The sequence below is a fragment of the Pseudomonas sp. S31 genome (assembly GCF_016648105.1).
In the GTDB taxonomy this organism is placed as follows: Bacteria; Pseudomonadota; Gammaproteobacteria; order Pseudomonadales; family Pseudomonadaceae; genus Aquipseudomonas.
This window is the reverse complement of record NZ_JACVVE010000068.1, coordinates 1-18,930: the sequence shown is the minus strand read 5'-3', so window position 1 is coordinate 18,930 and position 18,930 is coordinate 1. Positions and strand designations below refer to the sequence as shown.

Below are 18,930 nucleotides of genomic sequence, written 5' to 3'. Positions count from 1 at the left end.
GTTGGGGGCTGCGGTGTGTTATCTGTGGTTGCGGGGGCGGGATCGGTGAAGGTCTGTTCCGGCCTATTCGCGGGTAAACCCGCTCCTACAGGAGGGTAATTCGCCGTGGCTTTTCGGTTAAGCTCTGTGTTTTCTTGTTAGTAAAAAGCTAAAAGCCCTATGGAGCTGCGTCACTTCCGCTACTTCCTCGCCGTCGCCGAGGCCTGCAACTTCACCCGTGCTGCCGGTCAGCTGGGCATCGCCGTCCCCACGCTCAGCCGGCAGATCAAGGAAATGGAAGAAGAGCTGGGCCTGAAGCTGTTCGAGCGCAGCCAGCGCCAGGTGAGCCTTACCGATGCAGGGCGAACCTTGTTGGTCGAGGCGAGGGTTGTGGTCGAGCGTTTCGACGCGGCCCAGGACCAGGCCCAGCGCGCCGCTCGCGGCGAGATCGGGCGTCTGGAGATCGGCTATGTGGCATCGGCCGTCTACGGTGGGCTGCTGCAGCGCCATATCTCGGGGTTCGCCGACGCCAATCCCAACGTCCACCTGAGCATACGCGAGTACCCCATGGCCGACCTGCCACGGCAGGTCGCCGAAGGCAAGATCGACCTTGCCTACGTCCGGGCGCCGCTGCCCATGCCGGCGGAGGTGGCCACGCTCGACTTCGACGAGGAAGGCTATGTCCTGGCCATCCATGCCGTCCATCCGCTGGCAGCGGCAACGACACTGGACCCTCGTCGCCTGGCCAACGAACGCTTCATCCTGCCGGAGCAGGTCTCGGGTACGCTTGCGACGGCGAAGCTCGGCGGGTTTGCGCCACGGCTCGGGCCGCAACCGGGCAGTCTGGTCGCCGTGCTGGCGCTGGTGTCCCTGGCGCAAGGGGTGGCGATAGTGCCCAGGTCGGTGGTTGGCGCTATCCAGCTGCCGCACGTGCTCTATCGCGCGGTAAAAGGCCTCGATGAGACCTCGTGGCTGGGATTGGTGCATCGCCGGTTCGACAAGGGCGGTGCGGTGCAGCGGTTTCTCAGGTATCTGGCCGATACCGAGCGTTAGCTTTTGGCTAACGAAGTGGTCGCTGAATGACGATTCTTTAGCAATTCGAGCCAGTAGAGTGGGGCATTCATCGATGTCGTTGGAATACCCTCCATGTCCCAACCTGTGCTCCGTCATCCCCGCCTCACGCTTGCCACGGCCTCGGCCGTGTGCGCCTTGATCATCCTCGACACCAACATCGTCGCTGTCAGCCTGCCCAGCATCGCCCGCGAGCTTGGCGCCAGCCTGACCGACATCGAATGGGTGGTGAGCGCCTACCTGCTGACCTTCGCGGCGCTGCTGTTGCCTGCCGGCAGCCTGGCTGACCGCTTCGGTCGGCGGCACATGCTCCAGCTGGGCCTGGTGCTGTTCATCGCATCTTCGGTGGGCTGTGCGGTGGCCCCGACGTTGCTGCTGCTGGACCTTGCCCGTGCCTTGAAAGGCATAGGCGCTGCGCTGTTGCTGACCTCGGCGCTGGCCTGCATTGGCCATTGCTTCCAGGAAGAGAAGGCGCGGGCCAGCGCCTGGGCGTTCTGGGGAACCTCGATGGGCGTGGTCATCACTTCTGCGCCGTTGGTGGGTGGGCTGATCACCACGCTGGCAGGCTGGCGCTGGATCTTCTGGCTGAATTTGCCTATCGGCTTGCTCCTGCTGTGGGCGGTACGCCGCCTGATCCCGGAATCTCGCGACGAGGGCGCGGCGCGTCTGGACCCTGCCGGGGCAGTGACTTTCAGTGCCGCACTGGCCTGCCTGATGTGGGGATTGATCGAAGCCAACAAGCTCGGCTGGACGGCCAGCGCGACGATTGCCAGGCTGTGCGCGGGCGTTGCGCTGCTCGGCCTGTTCGTGGTCGTCGAGGCGCGCCAGCAGCGGCCCATGGTTGACCTGCGGTTGTTGCGTCATGCCCGCTTCAATGCCGCGCTGCTGGGCATGTTCGCCTATGCCGGCTGTGCGCAGGTGATGATGACGCTGCTGCCGTTCTATCTGCAAAACGGCCTGGGGTTCTCGGCGATTCACTCAGGCTTGGGCATGCTGCCGTTCGCGCTTGCCATGTTGCTGATGCCCAGGCTCGGCGGCAGGCTGGCCGCGCGTTTTCATCCGGCCACGTTGATGAGCACGGGGTTGGCGTTGGTGGGTCTGGGCAACATCCTCTGTGCGTTGGCGACCGGTGAACGCCGCTACCTTCCGTTCGCCATGGCCAGCCTGCTGCTGGGCGCGGGGGCGGGGCTGCTCAATGGCGATACGCAGAAGAACATCATGGCCTGCATTCCCAAGGATCGACTCGGCATGGGCTCGGGCATGAGCACGACCATGCGCTTTTCCGCAATCAGCCTGGCGATCGGGATCTACGGGGCCTTGCTGGCGGCCTTTACCACCACGGCCTTGAGTGCATCGCTGGAGCGATGGGCGCCTGGCTTGGTCGGCCAGGCTTCGTTGATTGCCGCCAGCACGGCTTCGGGAGATACGGCGGGGGCCATGCGCCCGGTGCCGGTAGCGTTGCGTGAGCAGGTCGGGCAGTTGGCCGAGGCGGCGTTCGTCAGTGGTTTTGGACAGGTGTTGCTGGTGGCCGGGCTGGCCGGGTTGTTGGCGGCGGTCGTGGTGGGCGTGTACCTGCGCAGGCCGTTGCCGGCGTGAGCGAGGGCTGGGGTTGGCTTGGCGGTGATGGGGATCGGGGTTGCGTGGCTGTGGGGGCGATGGGGGGATGTTGAGCACGCGAAGAACCCACCGCCAAGGCCGAGATCACCACTGACCTGAATCAATGGCGCACCCGGCAAGATCACCTAAGCTCGTTGAGGCGTCTGCGACAGCCCTGCGGTGCACTTGGCCAACACCCGCCAACTTGGGCCTCGCGACAGAGGACAGCTATTCATTCAGGAGCTAGCAACATGGCAACGATGAAAGCAGCAGTTTTCGTGGAACCAGGTCGCATCGAGCTGGCCGACAAACCCATCCCCGAGGTCGGCCCGACCGACGCGCTCATCCGCCTGACCACCACCACCATCTGTGGCACCGATGTGCATATTCTGAAAGGCGAATACCCGGTGGCCAAGGGCCTGACCGTCGGCCACGAGCCGGTAGGCGTGATCGAAAAACTCGGCAGCGCGGTCAAGGGCTACACCGAGGGCCAGCGCGTGATCGCCGGGGCGATCTGCCCCAACTTCAATTCCTACGCGGCCCAGGACGGCGTGCCCTCGCAGGACGGCAGCTACCTGATCGAACGCGGCCTGTGCGGCTGCCATGGCTACAAGGCCACTGCCGGCTGGCGCTTCGGCAACCTGATCGACGGCACCCAGGCCGAATACGTGCTGGTGCCGGACGCCGAGGGCAACCTGGCGCCGATTCCCGACGGCCTGACCGACGAGCAGGTGCTGATGTGCCCGGACATCATGTCCACCGGCTTCAAGGGCGCGGAGAACGCAAACATCCGCATCGGCGACACCGTGGTGGTCTTCGCCCAGGGCCCGATCGGCCTGTGCGCCACCGCTGGTGCCCGGCTGCTGGGGGCCTCGACCATCATCGCGGTCGATGGCAACGACCATCGCCTGGGCATCTCGCGCAGCATGGGCGCGGACATCACCTTGAACTTCAACCAGTGCGACGTGGTGGACGAGATCATGAAGCTCACCAAGGGCAGGGGCGCGGATTCGTCGATCGAATGCCTGGGCCTGCCCAGCACCTTCGAGCAGGCGATCAAGGTGCTCAAGCCAGGTGGCACGTTTTCCAGCCTCGGGGTCTATTCCAGCGATGTGAAGATTCCGCTGGCAGCGTTCGCAGCCGGGCTCGGCGACCACAAGATCAACACCGCGCTGTGCCCTGGTGGCAAGGAACGCATGCGCCGGCTGATGAGCGTGATCGAGTCCAATCGCGCCGATTTCGGCTCGTTGGTGACTCATCATTACGCACTGGACGATATCGTCGAGGCCTATGACCTGTTCGCCCACCAGCGTGATGGGGTGCTGAAAATCGCCATCAAGCCCTAGCCTTTGAACGCGGTCATTTCCTGGATCATGCCGAGCAGTCGACTGGCACCGACGCCAAGCTGACGCCCCAGGCGTGTGATGACCTGTGCTTCGGGTTGGCTGAAGACGTCATGGTGCAGGGGGAGGGCCACCAGTTCTCCTCGGGCCAACTCCTCCTCCACGACGAATTGCGGCAGCAACGTGACCCCGCCCTGCATCGCGTAGCGCTTGAGCATGGCGAACGTGCTGCAGGTCAGTGTCGGGACCAGCGAGACGCCCAGCTGGTGTTCGGCAAGGGTCAGGATCTGGCGAATGCCGTACGACACGGCGGGTAGTGCCAACCAGTACTGGTCCAGGCCCACCAGTGGAATGGGTTTTTTCGAGGCGGCCAGCGGGTGCTCGGCGTTGACGATCACCTTGACCGGTTGTCGGCGACGGATGTGCGTGCGGATCTTTGCATCGTTGGCCGGATTGAACACCAGGCCGATGTGCGATTCATCCTCTACCACCTGGCGAATCACCTCGTTGCTGCCACACACATTGATCAGAATTTCGATCTTGGGGTACTGGCTGGTGAATTGCCTCAGCACATCCGCCAGGCCATCGATGAAACCTTCACCCGTCGACAACACGATGCTACCGGACTGCAGGCCGCGCAGCGCTTGCAGCGAGTCGAGCAGGACCTCCTGCTGGGACAGACGCTGGCGGTAGTAGTCGAGCACTCGTTCACCCGCCTCGGTCGGCTTGACGCCGCGCCGGTGCCGTTCCATCAGCGGGGCGCTGAGCTCTTGTTCGAGCTGGGAGATATGCCGGCTCACCGCCGATGGCGCCACATCCAGCGCATCGGCCGCTGCCCTGACGCTGCCCAGCCTGACGGCTTCGAAGAAATACAGAATGCGACGGTCTTGTACGAGGCTCATGGGTGTCCTGTGTTGCGGTTATCGCAACAAAATTCCGATTTTTGGATTATTGCTGCTCAACTCCCAGGCTGTCCATACTCGGCTCACTGGTTCAGATGGCAACTTCAGGAAAACAAAATGGCTATCAAGGTAGGCGTAATCGGCCTCGGCAACATGGGTGGCGGCATGGCTGCGACCCTGGCGGGCAAGGGTTTCGACGTCAGTGGTTTCGACCTTTCGGACAACGCGCTGGCAGCGGCGCAGGCCAAGGGCGTGAAGCCGGTCAAGGACCGTGGCGAACTGATCGGCAGCGTGCAGGTGTTGATCCTGTCGCTGCCCAAGGCAGAGCATGTCGAAGCTGTCTGCCTGGGTGAAGAGGGCGTGCTGCACGTTGGTAACGCCGAGCTGATCGTCGTCGACACCACCACCTCGACCCCGGACGCCAGCCGTAAGGTGGCCGCTGAACTGCGAGCCAAGGGCATCGCCTTCATCGACGCACCTGTGTCTGGCGGGCCCAAGGGCGCCGCCACCGGCACCATGTCGATGGTCATCGGCGCCGATGACGCCGACCTGGCGCGAGCGATGCCGGTGCTCGAGGGCATGAGTGGTGTGCGTACCCACGTCGGCGGCGTCGGCGCTGGCAACGTGGCCAAGATCGCCAACAACATGCTCGCCGCTTGCCATCTGATCAGCACCGCCGAGGCGGTGAACATGGCCGCCAAGGCGGGTGTCGACCCCGCGAAGCTGATCGAGGGCCTGAACGCCGGTTCCGGGCGCAGCGGCGCGACCCAAGTCATGTTCCCTACCTGGGTACTGAACAAAGCCTACGACTCGGGCTTCACCATGGGCCTGATGCGCAAGGACGTCGGCTTGGCCCGCGACCTGTGCCATGCCATGGACCTCGACCTGCCGCTGTCGCGCACCGTCGCCCAACTGTGGCAGGCCAGTGCCGAGACCCTGGCCGACGACGAAGACTTCTGCGCGATCGTCCAGCGCACCAACGCCCAACTGTTCGGCCGTGGAGAATAAGCAATGAGCACTGCCAATATTCTGGAATTGATGCGCCCGTTCTGGGGTGATGCCAGCACTGTCGCCAGCTTCGTCGGTGGCGAGTTCATCGCCGGGCACGGCGATCTCGTCGAAGTGCGCAATGCCCACGACGACTCGCTGTTGCTGACCTACGCCGATGCCGACGACAACCTGGTGGCCAAGGCCGACAGCGCGGCCAAGCAGGCCCAGCGCCAATGGTGGGCGATGACCGCCCAGGCCCGTGGCCGGGTCATGTACCAGGTCGGCGCGCTGGTGCGCGAGCATGCCGAGGCTCTGGCCCAAGTCGAGTCGGCCACGGCCAACAAGCCGATCCGCGACGCCCGCGTCGAGGTGGCCAAGGTCGCCGAGATGTTCGAGTACTACGCTGGCTGGGCCGACAAGCTGCATGGCGAAGTGATCCCGGTGCCGACTTCGCACCTGAACTACGTGACCTACGAGCCGCTGGGCAGCGTGCTGCAGATCACCCCCTGGAATGCGCCGATCTTCACCTGCGGTTGGCAGATCGCCCCGGCGATCGCAGCGGGTAACGCGGTCATCCTCAAGCCCTCGGAGCTGACGCCACTGAGTTCGCTGGCTGTCGGCGTGCTGGTCGAGCGCGCCGGCGCGCCGAAAGGCCTGGTCAACGTCATCGCGGGCTATGGTCACACCATCGGCCAGCGCTTGATCGCCGAGGCCGACATCCGCAAGGTGGTGTTCGTCGGCTCTCCTGCTACGGGTCGGCACATCGCCGTGGCGGCGGCGCAACGCTGCATTCCGGCGGTGCTCGAACTGGGCGGCAAATCGGCCAACATCGTCTTCGAAGATGCCGACCTGGATTTCGCCCTGCGTGGCGCACAAGCGGCGATCTTCGCCGGGGCAGGGCAGAGCTGCGTGTCCGGTTCGCGCCTGTTGGTGCAGGCATCGATCTTCGACAAGTTCACCCAGGCGCTGGCCGAGGCCGCCAAGCAGTTCAGGATCGGCGACCCAGCCGACCCGGAAACCCAGATCGGCCCGATCAACAACCCCAAGCAATACGCCCACGTCAAACGCATGGTCGAAGGCGCCCTGGCCGAAGGCGCTCTTGTGGTCGGCGAAGGCAGCGTGCCACTGCCGGACGTTGCCGGCTACTACGTCAACCCGACCGTGCTGGCCGGCAACAACCAGATGGAGTGCGCCCAGGAGGAAATTTTCGGCCCCGTGGTGGTCGCCATTCCATTCGAGGATGAAGAAGACGCCATCCGTATCGCCAACGACAGCCGCTTCGGCCTGGCCGGTGGCGTGTGGACCCGCGACGTGGGGCGTGCCCACCGCGTGGCCAAGCAGGTACGCGCCGGCACCTTCTGGGTCAATGGCTACAAGACCATCCACGTCAGCTCGCCGTTCGGCGGCTACGGTGAGAGTGGTTATGGGCGCTCGTCGGGCCTGGATGCCCTGCGTGAGTACAGTGAAGTGAAGAGCGTGTGGGTCGAAACGGCCGCCAAGCCTGCGGCCAGCTTCGGCTACGGCGCCAACCTGGAGTAAATGCATGAAGATCTCGAAAGCCCTTGTCGAAGACGCCCAGGCCTGGCGGCGGGCATTCCACGCCCAGCCTGAGCTGGGGTTTCAGGAACACCGCACATCGCAGCGTGTCGCCGAGTTGCTGGAGGGCTTCGGGATCAATGTGCACCGCGGCCTGGGCGGCACCGGCGTGGTGGGGACGTTGCGTAATGGCGACGGCCCGACCATCGGTATTCGCGCCGACATGGATGCCTTGCCGATGCAGGAGTTGGGCGAGCTGCAGCACAAGTCGGCGCATGCCGGCTGCATGCATGCCTGTGGGCATGACGGCCACACCGCCATTTTGCTGGCCACCGCCCAGCACTTGAGTGTCACGCGCAATTTCAGCGGCACCGTGCATTTCGTCTTCCAGCCCGCCGAGGAAAACCTCGGCGGCGCGCAGAAGATGATCGACGACGGGCTGTTCGAGCTGTTCCCGATGGACGCCATCTATGGCTTGCACAACTGGCCGGGCTACCCGGCCGGCCAGGTAGTGATCAACCCGGGGCCGATGATGGCCTCGCTCGATACCTTCGAAATCAAGCTCACTGGCAAAGGCTGCCACGCGGCGATGCCGGATAGAGGCGCCGATCCGATCGTGGCGGCGGCCGAACTGGTGCTGGGGTTGCAGTCGATCGTCTCGCGGCGCCTGTCGCCGCTGGACTCGGCGGTGGTCAGCGTGACCCAGATCCAGGCCGGCGAGGCGATCAACGTGATTCCAGAGTCGGCGGTGCTCAAGGGCACCGTGCGCTGCCTGCAGACGCCGGTACGGGCCAAGGTGCAACGGCTGATCGGCGAGTTCGTCGAGCAATTGCCAGTGGCGTTCGGCGTGGCGGGAGTGCTGACCTACAACGTGGGCTATCCGGTCACCGAGAACGACCCCGAGGCGGCGGCGCAGGTGCGGCGTGCGGCAGTGGCGGCGGTGGGCGAGGAGCACGTGCAGTGGGGTTGCAACCCGTCCATGGCATCGGAGGATTTCTCGTTCATGCTGCAGGCGTGTCCCGGTGCCTACGTGTGGCTGGGCGTGGACGGCGAGCAGCCCTCGGCGGCGTTGCACAACCCATATTACGACTTCAACGACCAGGTGATCGAGCCGGGCGTTGCGGTGTGGACGAAGCTGGTGGAGCAGCTGTTGCCAACTGCCTGATCCCTGTGGGAGCGGGCTTGCCCGTGAAGAAGGCGATGCGATACATGGCACGGGCTGCGCCCGTGTTCGCGGGCAAGCCCGCTCCCACAGGAGAGCCTAGAACTGCCCAGGCTGGTAATCTTCATTCACCCTATCCGGATGACCTGCCATGTCCCTGCGCGCCCTCCGCACGCTGCTCGCCATCGCCCAGCACGGCTCCTTCGTCCGTGCCGCCGAGGCCGTGCACCTCACCCAATCGGCTGTCAGCCTGCAAGTTCGGGCGCTCGAAGAGGACTTCAACGCACCCCTGTTCGACCGTTCCCGGCGCCTGCCGGTACTGACCGACGCTGGGCACATCGCCGTGGAGCGGGCGCGTGAGATCCTCAGCCTGTACGACGGCATCGCCGCTGAGATCGGCGGCGACACCGAGCTGCGTGGCCGGCTGCGCATCGGCGCCGTGCCGACCGTGCTGGCCGGCGTGCTGCCCGCCGCCCTGGCCGCCTTGGGCAGGGAACACCCGCACCTGCGCCTGACCGTCAGCGGTGGGATGTCCGCCGAGCTGTCCACCCGTATCGAGGCCGGGGAGCTCGATGTCGCCATCACCACCGAGCCGGTCAGGCCGCACCCCTACGGGCTGGTCAGCACTGTGTTGTACGAAGAAGGCTTCTGGATCATCGCGCCCGCCCGCCACGCCGGGGAGGATTTGCAGCCGCTGTTGCTGTCACAGCCGTTCATCCGCTTCGAACGCCGTGCCTGGGCGGGGCGCACCATCGAGCGCGAGCTGCGCAAGATGCGCCTGCGCGTGCAGACGATCATGGAACTGGACAGCCAGGAAGCGATCACCCAGATGGTCGGCAATGGCCTCGGCGTGGCGGTGGTGCCCATGGCCAAGGCGCGCCTGGCCAGCCTGCCACAGTTGGCTGCGCAGCCCTTCGGCACGCCGCAGAAAACGCGCCGCATGGTCTTGCTGGAACGTGAGGACCAGCCGCTGCGCAAGCTGGCGGCCGTGTTGGCGCAGGCGGTGCAGGACCATGCGCCCGCCGAATGATTCATGAGTAAAACTCGTTGATCACGAAAGTTTAAATCGATTTTATTCGTAGGTTGCGGTCCGTATCGTGAAGTCTTCCCTGGCTCCACAGAGGCTACCCAATGACCTACGCGCTGCTCATGGCGCTGTTGCCCATCGCGCTGCTGATCGCCCTTGGCGCCTGGCTCAAGCACCGTGCTTTCGTGGCCGCCAGCTTCTGGCCGCAGGCCGAGCGGCTGGGTTACTACGTGCTCTTGCCATCGTTGTTCCTGCATGGCCTGGCGACCGCCAAGCTCGATGGCGTGCCGTTGCAGGGGATGATCTCGGCGCTGGTGCTCTCGACCGTGGCGGTGGCATTGCTGGTGGTCGTCGCCCGGACCTGGGTGAAAGGTGACGGTGCGGCGTTCACGTCGGTGTTCCAGGGCGGAGTACGCTTCAACAACTATGTTGGCGTATCGGCTGCGGCAGGCTTGTTCGGCGCGCAGGGCATCGCCCTGGCGGCGGTCGCCAACGCGGCGATCGTCCCCACCGTCAACATTCTCTGCGTGCTGGTGTTCGCCTGGTACGGCGCGGCGGGGCGCATGCCGTTGGGCAAGGTGCTCAGGCAACTGGCGCTCAACCCATTGGTGCTGGCGTGTTTTGCCGGGATTGCCTTGCAGGCGCTGGGGACCGGGCTGCCGCCAGGCATCGAGCCGGTGCTCAAGGCCCTGGGCCAGGCTTCGTTGCCGCTGGGGTTGTTGTGTGTCGGTGCCGCGCTGGAGCTTGGCAGCGTGCGCCAGTGGCTGCGCCCGGTGGGCTATGCGTCGGTGGTGAAGTTTCTGATCATGCCGCTGGTCACGCTGTGTGCGTGCCACCTGTTCGGGCTGGGCGGCGAGGCCGCCATCGCCGCGCTGTTGTTCCAGGCGCTGCCGACGGCCTCGTCGTCGTACATCATGGCGCGTCAGCTGGGTGGCGACGCGCCGTTGATGGCCGGCATCATCGCCTGCCAGACGGTGCTGGCGGCAGTGGCGCTGCCGGTGGCGGTCATCGCCCTGACGCCTTTGATCTGAGGGGCTGATTCCCCTCGCGATCAGTGGAAGAACTCGGCGATCAGCACCGCGCCGATGAAGGTACCCAGGTTGGCCAGGAACGATACCAGCACGATGCGCCAGCCCAGGCGACGGAAGGCGGGCAGGTCCTTGGCGATGGACAGCCCGGCGAAGGTCAGCATCGGCGTGATCACCGCGAGCATGTTCACCGAGTTGGTCAGCCGGGTGATTTCCGCAGCCCATGGGCAGGCCGGGGAGGTGAGGAACATCGCGACCACCGACACCATGCACACCGCTGGCAGCTTACGCTTGAACAGCGCACACAGGCCTTCGCCGACGAACACCGCGAAGATCATGATGCCCATGCCGGCCAGCGCATCGCCCGAGAGGGTCTTGTAGCCGACGTAGTTGGCGATCAGGGCCAGGGCACTGGCGGCGATCCAGGCGCTGATCTTGCCCGCCCAACCAAGTTCGATGGTTTCCAGCGAGACTTCGTCGTGGCTGGGCCCATGGGCCACGTTCGAGGCCTTGGTGGTGCGGCCGATCAGCGGCTCGAGCACGCGGTAGCCCCACACCGCCAGCGGCAGCGAGATGAACAGGGTGAAGTAGGTGCCGATGGTGGTGGTGATCAGGTTGGCGGCAGCGGCCAGGGTCATCACCTGTTGTGCGACTTCCGGCGTTTGCTGCGCGGCGATGGCACCGGCGGCGGCGGCCATCATGCTGCCCGAACCGATGCCCGAGCCCATGGCCAGGGAGTTGGGGTGGAAGATGTTCAGGCTGGTGATGAAGCCGGCGACGATGGCAATGAACAGGGCACCGAACAGTGTGCCGGTGAGGTACTCGGCGAGTACCCCGCGGCCTTCCGGCGAGTCCATGCCGTAGCGTTCGCCGATGATCGCCAGGCTTGGCTCGCGGCCCACCGAGAAGGTGGCGCCCACCGCCTCGCGTTTGATGCCGAGCAGAAGCGCCACAGGCAGACCCAGCAGCACGGTGCCGACGAAATGGCCGAACTCCTGGAATACCAGGGCCCAACCGGAGGCGAACACCACGGGCAGCGAGCCACCGACCACCAGGCCGAGCTTGGCGATGAAGACCAGCAGTGCCGGTTGCAGGATCGACGCCGAACGGACCTGGGCGCGGGTGTCGACGCCGATGGTGCCCGGCATGCGCTTGCTGGCGAGACCGACGGCGGCGCCGAGGAGCAAAGCCCAGACCATGGGCAGCAAGACCACCTTGCCCGGGCCGAGGGGAATACTGACAGAGCCGATGAGTTCGGCGCCGATGAGGATGATGGCGGCCCAGATGTACAGCTTGACTGTGGCCGATACCGCGCGGTGTTCACCGAAAGACGCAGCTTGGATATGTTGCATGTGATTCCCCTGGCCTGCTGAAGGTCTTGGCGACCCTCAAGAGTTGTTGTTTTTTCAGGGGGTGTCGTGGACACCCAGGGCAGATTCAAAAGCCACCGGACCGTTGGAAACGCTGATGGCGCACATGCAGTGTTGGTCGCGTCACAGGGGCGCTCGGTCACTGTTCTGGTGCGCCATCGTCCAGTCCCATCCGTGGTGACCGAGTCGGCGTGCTCGGAGTATCGGCTGCCTCAGGTAACGAACCAATATCACAGATTTTATTTATCGTTGCGATTGGGTGAACACAGAAATGGTGTTGGCGAGGGGGGAGGGTACAGCAAGGGGAAGGTGTCTTACCTGTGCGGACCCATTTGCGGCGGTTCGACGCCGCGAATGAGCCCGCACAGGCACCCTGCAATTGTCGGCCAGGGTCCGTCTCAGAAATCGGCGCGCAGGGTCACCGTGTAATTGCGCGGTTCGCCATACTGGTTGCTGGCGTTCAACCAACCGATGGAGGAGTAGTACTTCTTGTCGAACAGGTTGTTGCCATTGAGGGCGACGCTGAAGTGCTGGTTGATCTGGTAGGCCAGGCGCGCGTTCCAGATGGCATAACCGCCCTGTTCGATGTCGCCGACGCCGCCGGTGCCACCGAAGTTGGTGTTGAAGTTACGGCTCTGGATGTTGGCGCCAGCGCCGACGCTCCACTGATGCAGGTCGCCCGGCAGGGTGTAGTCGCCCCAGAAGCGCAACAGGTGGCGCGGGGTGTAGCTGTTGAAGGCGGAGCCTGAGACCGAACCGCTGTCATCGTTGGGGTCGTTGAGGAATTTCGTCGAGGTGTAGGTATAGCCTGCGAACAATTGCAGGCCCGCCAGCACCTCACCGCTGATTTCCGCGTCGAAGCCTTCTGCGCGAACCTTGCCGCCGGCCACGTAGCTGTCGCTTTCCTCGACGTAGAGGGCGCGGTTTTCCTGATCGACGCGGAAGATCGCGAAGCTGGTGTTGACCCGGCCGTCGAGCAGTTCGCCCTTCAGGCCGATCTCGTAGTTCTTGCCTTCGATGGGCTTGAGCGGCGCGCTGTCGACGCTCAGTTCGGTTTGCGGCTTGAAGATGTCGGCGTAGCTGACGTAGGCCGACCATTGCTCGTTCAGCGCGTAGATCAGGCCGCCGTACGGGGTGACTACACCGGTTTCCTTCGAGTGGGCCGGGTCGGGCGAGGTGGTAGTGAAGCGGTGCAGGGCGTAGTCGTACTGGTAGTTGCTCACACGGGCGCCAAGCACCAGGGTCAGCGGGTCGGTGAGCTTGTAGCGAACCACCGTGTACACGCCGTTCTGGCGGATCTTGCCCTTGGAGGTGCCGGCATAGGTGGTGCCCAGCAATTCGTCCATGCTCGGCTCGCGTGGCGAGACCGGGTCGTAGATGTTCATCGGCCCAAGGTTGAGCAGGCCACCTTGCAGGTCGTCGGTCTGCAGGTCGCTGGCGTTGGCACCGACCACCACCTCGTGCTCACGGCCGAACGCGCGCCATTTGCCGGTGAGGTTGACGTCGGCACCCTTGTTGATGTTCTCGAAATCGTACAGGTAGGCCCGCGATTGCATGCCGTCACCGGTGGCTGGGTCGACCGCGCCACGGCCGAAGCTGTAGAGGATGTCGTTGGTCTCGCGGACATAGCTGCCGGAGGCCTTCAGGCGCCAGTCCGGGTTGAAGTCGTGGGTGATGTCGGCGAAGTAGGTGGTCTGTTTGTTGTTCCACTTGTTCCAGTCGGCACCGGTGAAGGTGGAGCGGCCGACGTTCACTGCGCTGCCGTCCTTGTTGCGTGGCAGGCCGCCGAAGGACGGGGTGGAGTGCAGGTCTTCGACACTGGCGCCAGCGGCGACGGTGGTGTCGTCGCTCAAGTCGTATTCGAGGATGCCATAGAGCACGTTCTTGCGGCTTTCAGCGGTGTCGTAGAAGTAGTCGCGGTCCTCGTGGCCGGCGACCAGGCGACCGCGCAGCCTGCCGTCCTCGGTCAGTGGGCCACTGGCGTCGATGGACTGGCGATAGGTGTCCCAGGAGCCGGCGCTGGCCATCAGCGACAGTGACGGCTCGGCCTTCGGCCGCTTGCGCACCAGGTTGATCGCCGCGCCGGGGTTGCCGCTGCCTTGCAGCAGGCCGGTGGCGCCGCGCAGGATTTCGACGCGATCGTACAGCAGGGTGTCGGAGGTGAAGCTGCTGCCGATGGCGTAGTAGCGGCGGTCGAGCGGCACGCCGTCGTACTGGATGGTTTCCACCTCGAAGCCACGCGAGTAGATGTACTTGCCACCGGACGGGCTCTGATAGGTGGTGATGCCGGTGGTTTTTTCCAGCACCTGGTCGAGGGTGTCGAGGCGCTGGTCGTCCATGGCCTTGCGGGTGACCACGCTGACCGACTGCGGGATGTCCTTGAGGCGCTGGGTGCCCTTGCCGATGGTGACGGCGTGGGCGGTGTAGCTCCCCGAACCTTCGGTGGTGGCACCGTCCTGCAAGCCATTGATGTTCAGTGGCTCCAGGTTCAGCGCGGCACTGCCATCGGCCAGCGGCTCCAGGCCGTAGACGTTGCCGCCGCGGCGCACCGCTTGCAGGCCGGTCCCGGAGAGCAGGCGCAGGAAGCCTTCCTCGATGCCGTAGCTGCCTTGCAGGCCGGGGCTGCTGAGGTTGCGGGTCAGTTCGGAGGGGTATTGCAAGGTGACGCCGCCTTCACTGGCGAAGCGTGCCAGCACCTGCGCGAGGCTACCGGAGGCGATGCTGTAGCTGTGCGGGGCTTGGCTCGCCGCTGCCCAGGCATGGCTGTCGAGGCCTTGCAGGGCAATGGCCAGGGTGCTCAGGGCGAGCACCTGGCGATAGCGGGGCGTGCGTGGTTTATCCATTGCGTGAACGGGCGTGGCGTCCGGTGAGGAAGAGCGGATCATGAAAGGATTGTCCCTATTGTGTGGCAGTTCCACAGGTAAGGACTGATGAGAATGAAAATCGGGCCAAGCATTTTTAACGTTTGCTGATGGTGACCCAATAGCGCGTCCGGTACTCGACGTGCACAGGCAACGTGGCGGGCAGGGCGGCCAGGATCGCATCGGTATCGTCGAGCTGGAAGGCGCCGCTGATATGCGCTTGCGCGACGCTGTCGTGGCAGCGCAGCCAGCCGCGTCGGTAGCGGCCCAGCTCGCCGATGAACTCGCCCAGCGGCATCTCGTCGGCCACCAGTTGGCCGCGCGTCCACTGGCTGTCCTGTTCGCGGGCGGCGGCGATGCCTCCTTGGCCACCGGCGTCGAAGGTCAACTGCTGGCCGGCGTCGATCGTTTGCCAGGGGCCGTGCCGGGGCATCACCCGCACCGCGCCTGCGAACACCGAAAGCTGGGTCCTGCCTTCACGCTGGCGCACCAGGAAGCGGGTGCCCAGGGCCTCCATCAGGCCTTGCTCGCTGGCCACGCGTAGTGATCGGTGATGGGTACTGCGCGGGTCCGCTCCGCTGTCGACGAGGATCTCGCCACGGCGCAGGCTGATCAGGCGTTGCTGCGGATCGAAATCCACCTCCACCGCGGTGTCGGTGTTGAGGTCCAGGCGCGTACCGTCCGCCAGGGTCACCTGTCGGTGTTGGCCGACTTCGGTGGCGTAGGCCGGCGCCGGGGTCAACTGACGGAACCCGGTGTAGGCCAGCGGCGCGACGATGGCCAACGCCAGCATCTGCTTCATCGCCTGGCGCCGTTCGCGGTTCAGCGTGCCCATCGCCAGCTGTTGCGGCAGCAGGCCCAGGCGCTCCTGCACCCGTTGTGCCTTCTGCCAGGCCCGCTCGTGTTCGGGCGCGGCGGCACGCCAGCGGCTGCACGCTTCGCGCTGCGCGGCGCTGGCAGCCTGGTCGAGCATGAGCATGTGCCAGTGCGCGGCTTGGCGCGCCACGTCAGGGGCGATGCGTGGCAGGTCGGTGGCCATCAGAAGTCGTCTTCGAACAGGATGCAGGCTTCCAGCGCGCTGGCCATGTGACGCTTGACCGTGCGCTCGCCGATGCCCAGGCGCTGGGCCACCTGCACGTAGGTCAGGCCCTCGAGCTGCACCAGCAGGAATACCGAGCGCACCACCGGCTTGAAGGTGTCGAGCAAGGCGTCCAGTTGTTGCAGGGTTTCGCGTATCGACCACTGGTCTTCGGCCGACAGGGCGAACAGCTCAGGCAGTTGTTCGAGCATCTCCAGGTAGGCGCGTTCCAGCGATTGACGACGAAAATGGTCGTAGACCAAGCGCCGGCTTACCGTGGCCAGGTAGGCGCGGGGCCGCTGCAGGCTGAGACGGGCGCCGGCCTTCTGCTGGGCCTGGAGAATGCGCACGAAGGTGTCCTGGGCAAGGTCCGCCGCCTGTGCCGAGCAGCCCAGGCGGCGGTATAGCCACTGCTTGAGCCAGCCATTGTGCTCTGCGTAGACCTGGCCCACATCATCGTTGATCACAGCTATCCCTCCGGCGCGAGGGTGCAACATTAAGTGATAACTATTATCAAATCAATTTTCCAGGGTGGCATTCAGCCTGGTCTTCAAAGCAACCGTTCTGCATCGGCCGTTGGTGACAATGGCCAGGTGCATAGCTGGGCTGCTTGCGACTCTGCTAGGCATGCGGGTTATCCTGCGCATCCTCGCCACTGTCACGAGATTGTCATGTCATCCGCTGCCCTGCCGGCGCAAACCCAGCGCGCTGATCGAGACTCCCGCAACGCCGCCCAAGTGCTCAGCTTGTGCCTGCCCAGCGACGTACTGCTCTACCTGCTGATGCCGATGTACGCAGCGGATTTTGGCGTGACCCTGGCCGAGGCCGGGCTGCTGCTGGCGGCCAACCGCCTGGTACGGATCGTCGGCTACGGCTGGGTGGTGCGTTTCTACGCTCGGCAGGGTGACCGCGCGGCGTGCAGCCTGGCCGCGTTCGCGGCGGCGGTGTGCGCATTGGGCAGTGCGACCCTGGGTGGTTTCGCCGCCTTGCTGGTGCTACGGCTGGTCTGGGGCTTGTGCTTCGCCACGTTCAACCTGAGCACCCAGACCCTGGCCACTGCCGAGCCGCAAGGAGCGGCCCGACGTGCCGGGCGCTCGCGGGCATTCATTTCCATCGGGCCGATGCTGGCCTTGCCGCTGGGTGCGGTGATGGCTCAGGCCTACGGGCCGCGCAGCGTGTTCTTCGTGCTTTGCGCCAGTGCTTTGTGCGGCTTGTGGCGCGCCCGGACGTTGCCTGCGGCAGGTCATGCGATTCCCAGCACCGGCGGGCGGCGCCTGCGCCTGCCAGACAGCATCGCCACCTGGTCATTCATCGAAGGCGTGACGTTGGACGGCCTGTTCATCTTCGGCCTGTCACTCTATGCGCAAAACCACCTGGGCGGCTCGGGCGTGTTGGTGGCGGGGCTGCTGATGGCGGTGCGTTACTTGAGCGAAATGCTCTTCAGCCCCTTTGGTGGGCGCCTGGCCGACCGCTTCGGGCCCCTGCGCATGCTGGTGCTGCTGTCGTTGGCGACCTCGCTGGCGTTGCTGCTGTTCGGCAGCCATTGGCTATTCATCGGTGCCTTCTTCGTATTGGTGCTGCGTGCCTTGCAACTGCCGCTGGTGATGACCCTGGTTGCGCTGCGTAACCCGCAGGCGCGCATCCAGGCCCTGGCCGGCAACGCCGTCTGGCGCGACATCGGCGCCGGCCTCGGGCCGATGCTCGCCGGGGTGCTGCTGCCGCAGGTGCCGGCGCTCTGGGCCTATGCGGGCGCTGCGCTGGTGCTGGCCCTGGCGGCGCTGAATTGCGCGTGGCTGGCGCGCGGTTGAACGGCGCTATCGTCGATAGCGACTGGCTTGTGTCAGGTGATCGGCATCAGGCTCATCGCCAGCGGGGTCACTGGAGTTCATAAGGGATGGCCATCAGCGTCGTGCCACGCTTGTTGAGGCCTTCCATGACCGTGACCCGGGCAACCTCGATGCCGTTCCGCACGATGATCACCTCGGTGCCATGGATGACTTGTTCGAGGATGTACTCGAGGCTGCATTGAGCGTCGGGCATGTCGTACTTCACCTGGTGCATAGCGTTTCCTTTTGGGATCGAAACCGCCCGGCGCCGCCCCGGTGGATTGCACCGCTGGGCCTGCGCTGCGACCTGTCGTGGTCGCGGGGCTGTGAGGCTATTGTCTGCCAGTGTCCGCAGAAAGTGCTTTCGTATTTTTTGGCTTATGGCCTAGCATACGAATAGATTTTTTGTGAGGTGTCGATAATGCAGAAAAATAACCTTGATGACATGGACCGCAGGATTCTCCAGGTGCTGAGCCGGGACGCGCGCGCCAGCCTGCAGGAGATCGGCAAGCAGGTCGGGCTGTCATCGAGCCCCTGCTGGCAGCGCATCAAGCGCATGGAGGAGGCCGGCATCATCCAGGGGTACCAGGCCCGCATCGACATGGCCGGGCTCGGCTATGGCGAGGGGTTGATCGTGATGGTCACCCTGGACCAGCACGGTGACGAGGTACTGGACCGTTTCGAGCGGGCACTGGCCGAGATTCCCGAGGTGATCGAGGCCTACCTGGTGTCGGGTGAGTACGACTACTTCCTGCGCCTGGCCGTGCGCGATACCCGCGACTACGAACGGTTGCTGCGCGAGAAGCTGTACAAGATTCCTGGGTTGCGGCATTCGGTGTCGAGCTTCGTGTTGCGTCAGCTCAAGGCTGCCAGCGTGCCGCTCTGAGGCGGGGATCTTGGCCCACCGCTCGTCCGAACCCGTGTAAAGATAGGTAAAACCCTGCGCGGCCCGGCAAGCCTGCACTCTAGAATCCGCCCGCTGCCCAGGCAGGTTGTTCGCCGGCGGCAGAACTGGCCTTTTGGAGTGTTTTAATGAAGTCGAAACATATTCTTCGCGCAGCACTGGTCGCTGCCCTGGTATCCACCTTGTCGGGTTGCTGGCTGTTCATGCCTCCAGGAGGCGGCGGTGGTCACGGTGGGGGTGGTGGCCATGGCCAAGGC

At 64.8% G+C, this 18,930-nt stretch carries 16 protein-coding genes; 10 read left to right on the top strand and 6 right to left on the bottom strand.

The window, feature by feature from the left end; translation table 11 throughout:
* Nucleotides 1–159: 159 nt before the first annotated feature.
* From IAE37_RS27865 to IAE37_RS27855, 3 genes are all read left to right on the top strand, one after another.
* Nucleotides 160–1,032, top strand: a complete 873-nt coding sequence (locus tag IAE37_RS27865; protein ID WP_201178675.1) for a LysR family transcriptional regulator — start codon at nt 160–162, stop codon at nt 1,030–1,032.
* A 93-nt stretch (nt 1,033–1,125) separates the two neighbouring features.
* A complete protein-coding gene (locus tag IAE37_RS27860; RefSeq protein WP_201178674.1) occupies nt 1,126–2,646 on the top strand; it encodes an MFS transporter in 1,521 nt (506 codons plus the stop codon).
* Between the two features lie 251 nt (nt 2,647–2,897).
* The gene (locus tag IAE37_RS27855) at nt 2,898–3,992 is read left to right on the top strand and encodes an NAD(P)-dependent alcohol dehydrogenase (RefSeq protein ID WP_201178673.1); all 1,095 of its coding nucleotides are present in this window, start codon (nt 2,898–2,900) and stop codon (nt 3,990–3,992) included.
* On the opposite strand, the gene IAE37_RS27850 is transcribed toward IAE37_RS27855, so the two are convergent.
* Nucleotides 3,989–4,891 carry a LysR family transcriptional regulator gene (locus tag IAE37_RS27850; RefSeq protein WP_201178672.1) on the bottom strand — a complete coding sequence of 301 codons (903 nt, stop codon included), beginning with the start codon at nt 4,889–4,891 and terminating at the stop codon, nt 3,989–3,991. The two genes, IAE37_RS27855 and IAE37_RS27850, sit on opposite strands and share 4 nt — an antisense overlap.
* A gap of 117 nt (nt 4,892–5,008) precedes the next feature.
* On the opposite strand from IAE37_RS27850, the gene IAE37_RS27845 reads away from it, so the two are divergent.
* The 5 genes from IAE37_RS27845 to IAE37_RS27825 all read left to right on the top strand — a co-directional run bounded on the left by IAE37_RS27845 (nt 5,009) and on the right by IAE37_RS27825 (nt 10,637).
* On the top strand, nt 5,009–5,899 hold the full coding sequence (locus IAE37_RS27845) for an NAD(P)-dependent oxidoreductase (RefSeq protein ID WP_201178671.1): 891 nt from the start codon (nt 5,009–5,011) through the stop codon (nt 5,897–5,899).
* Nucleotides 5,900–5,902: 3 nt separating this feature from the next.
* Nucleotides 5,903–7,420: an aldehyde dehydrogenase family protein gene (locus IAE37_RS27840; protein ID WP_201178670.1), complete on the top strand. Its 1,518-nt coding sequence runs from the start codon at nt 5,903–5,905 to the stop codon at nt 7,418–7,420.
* A gap of 4 nt (nt 7,421–7,424) precedes the next feature.
* On the top strand, nt 7,425–8,582 hold the full coding sequence (locus tag IAE37_RS27835) for a M20 aminoacylase family protein (protein WP_201178669.1): 1,158 nt from the start codon (nt 7,425–7,427) through the stop codon (nt 8,580–8,582).
* A gap of 148 nt (nt 8,583–8,730) precedes the next feature.
* The gene (locus tag IAE37_RS27830) at nt 8,731–9,609 is read left to right on the top strand and encodes a LysR family transcriptional regulator (RefSeq protein WP_201178668.1); all 879 of its coding nucleotides are present in this window, start codon (nt 8,731–8,733) and stop codon (nt 9,607–9,609) included.
* A 101-nt stretch (nt 9,610–9,710) separates the two neighbouring features.
* Nucleotides 9,711–10,637 carry an AEC family transporter gene (locus IAE37_RS27825; RefSeq protein ID WP_201178667.1) on the top strand — a complete coding sequence of 309 codons (927 nt, stop codon included), beginning with the start codon at nt 9,711–9,713 and terminating at the stop codon, nt 10,635–10,637.
* 20 nt (nt 10,638–10,657) lie between these two features.
* Here IAE37_RS27825 and IAE37_RS27820 read toward each other — a convergent pair whose 3' ends face one another.
* The 4 genes from IAE37_RS27820 to IAE37_RS27805 all read right to left on the bottom strand — a co-directional run bounded on the left by IAE37_RS27820 (nt 10,658) and on the right by IAE37_RS27805 (nt 16,410).
* Nucleotides 10,658–11,986, bottom strand: coding sequence for a DUF3100 domain-containing protein (locus tag IAE37_RS27820; protein WP_201178666.1), 1,329 nt, complete (start codon nt 11,984–11,986; stop codon nt 10,658–10,660).
* A gap of 416 nt (nt 11,987–12,402) precedes the next feature.
* Nucleotides 12,403–14,889: a TonB-dependent siderophore receptor gene (locus IAE37_RS27815; protein WP_201178665.1), complete on the bottom strand. Its 2,487-nt coding sequence runs from the start codon at nt 14,887–14,889 to the stop codon at nt 12,403–12,405.
* Nucleotides 14,890–14,962: 73 nt separating this feature from the next.
* Nucleotides 14,963–15,904 (bottom strand): FecR domain-containing protein, encoded by a 942-nt coding sequence (locus tag IAE37_RS27810; protein WP_201178664.1) that lies wholly within the window; start codon nt 15,902–15,904, stop codon nt 14,963–14,965.
* Nucleotides 15,904–16,410, bottom strand: coding sequence for a sigma-70 family RNA polymerase sigma factor (locus tag IAE37_RS27805; protein ID WP_442967882.1), 507 nt, complete (start codon nt 16,408–16,410; stop codon nt 15,904–15,906). The genes IAE37_RS27810 and IAE37_RS27805 overlap by 1 nt, the downstream gene beginning before the upstream one ends.
* A 204-nt stretch (nt 16,411–16,614) precedes the next feature.
* Here IAE37_RS27805 and IAE37_RS27800 point away from each other — a divergent pair, with 204 nt between their 5' ends.
* Nucleotides 16,615–17,751 carry an MFS transporter gene (locus IAE37_RS27800; protein WP_201178662.1) on the top strand — a complete coding sequence of 379 codons (1,137 nt, stop codon included), beginning with the start codon at nt 16,615–16,617 and terminating at the stop codon, nt 17,749–17,751.
* 67 nt (nt 17,752–17,818) lie between these two features.
* Here the strand turns inward: IAE37_RS27800 and IAE37_RS27795 are convergent, their stop codons facing one another.
* Nucleotides 17,819–18,004: a hypothetical protein gene (locus IAE37_RS27795; RefSeq protein ID WP_201178661.1), complete on the bottom strand. Its 186-nt coding sequence runs from the start codon at nt 18,002–18,004 to the stop codon at nt 17,819–17,821.
* Between the two features lie 186 nt (nt 18,005–18,190).
* Here IAE37_RS27795 and IAE37_RS27790 point away from each other — a divergent pair, with 186 nt between their 5' ends.
* The gene (locus tag IAE37_RS27790; RefSeq protein ID WP_201178660.1) at nt 18,191–18,655 is read left to right on the top strand and encodes an Lrp/AsnC family transcriptional regulator; all 465 of its coding nucleotides are present in this window, start codon (nt 18,191–18,193) and stop codon (nt 18,653–18,655) included.
* The last annotated feature ends 275 nt before the right edge of the window (nt 18,656–18,930 follow it).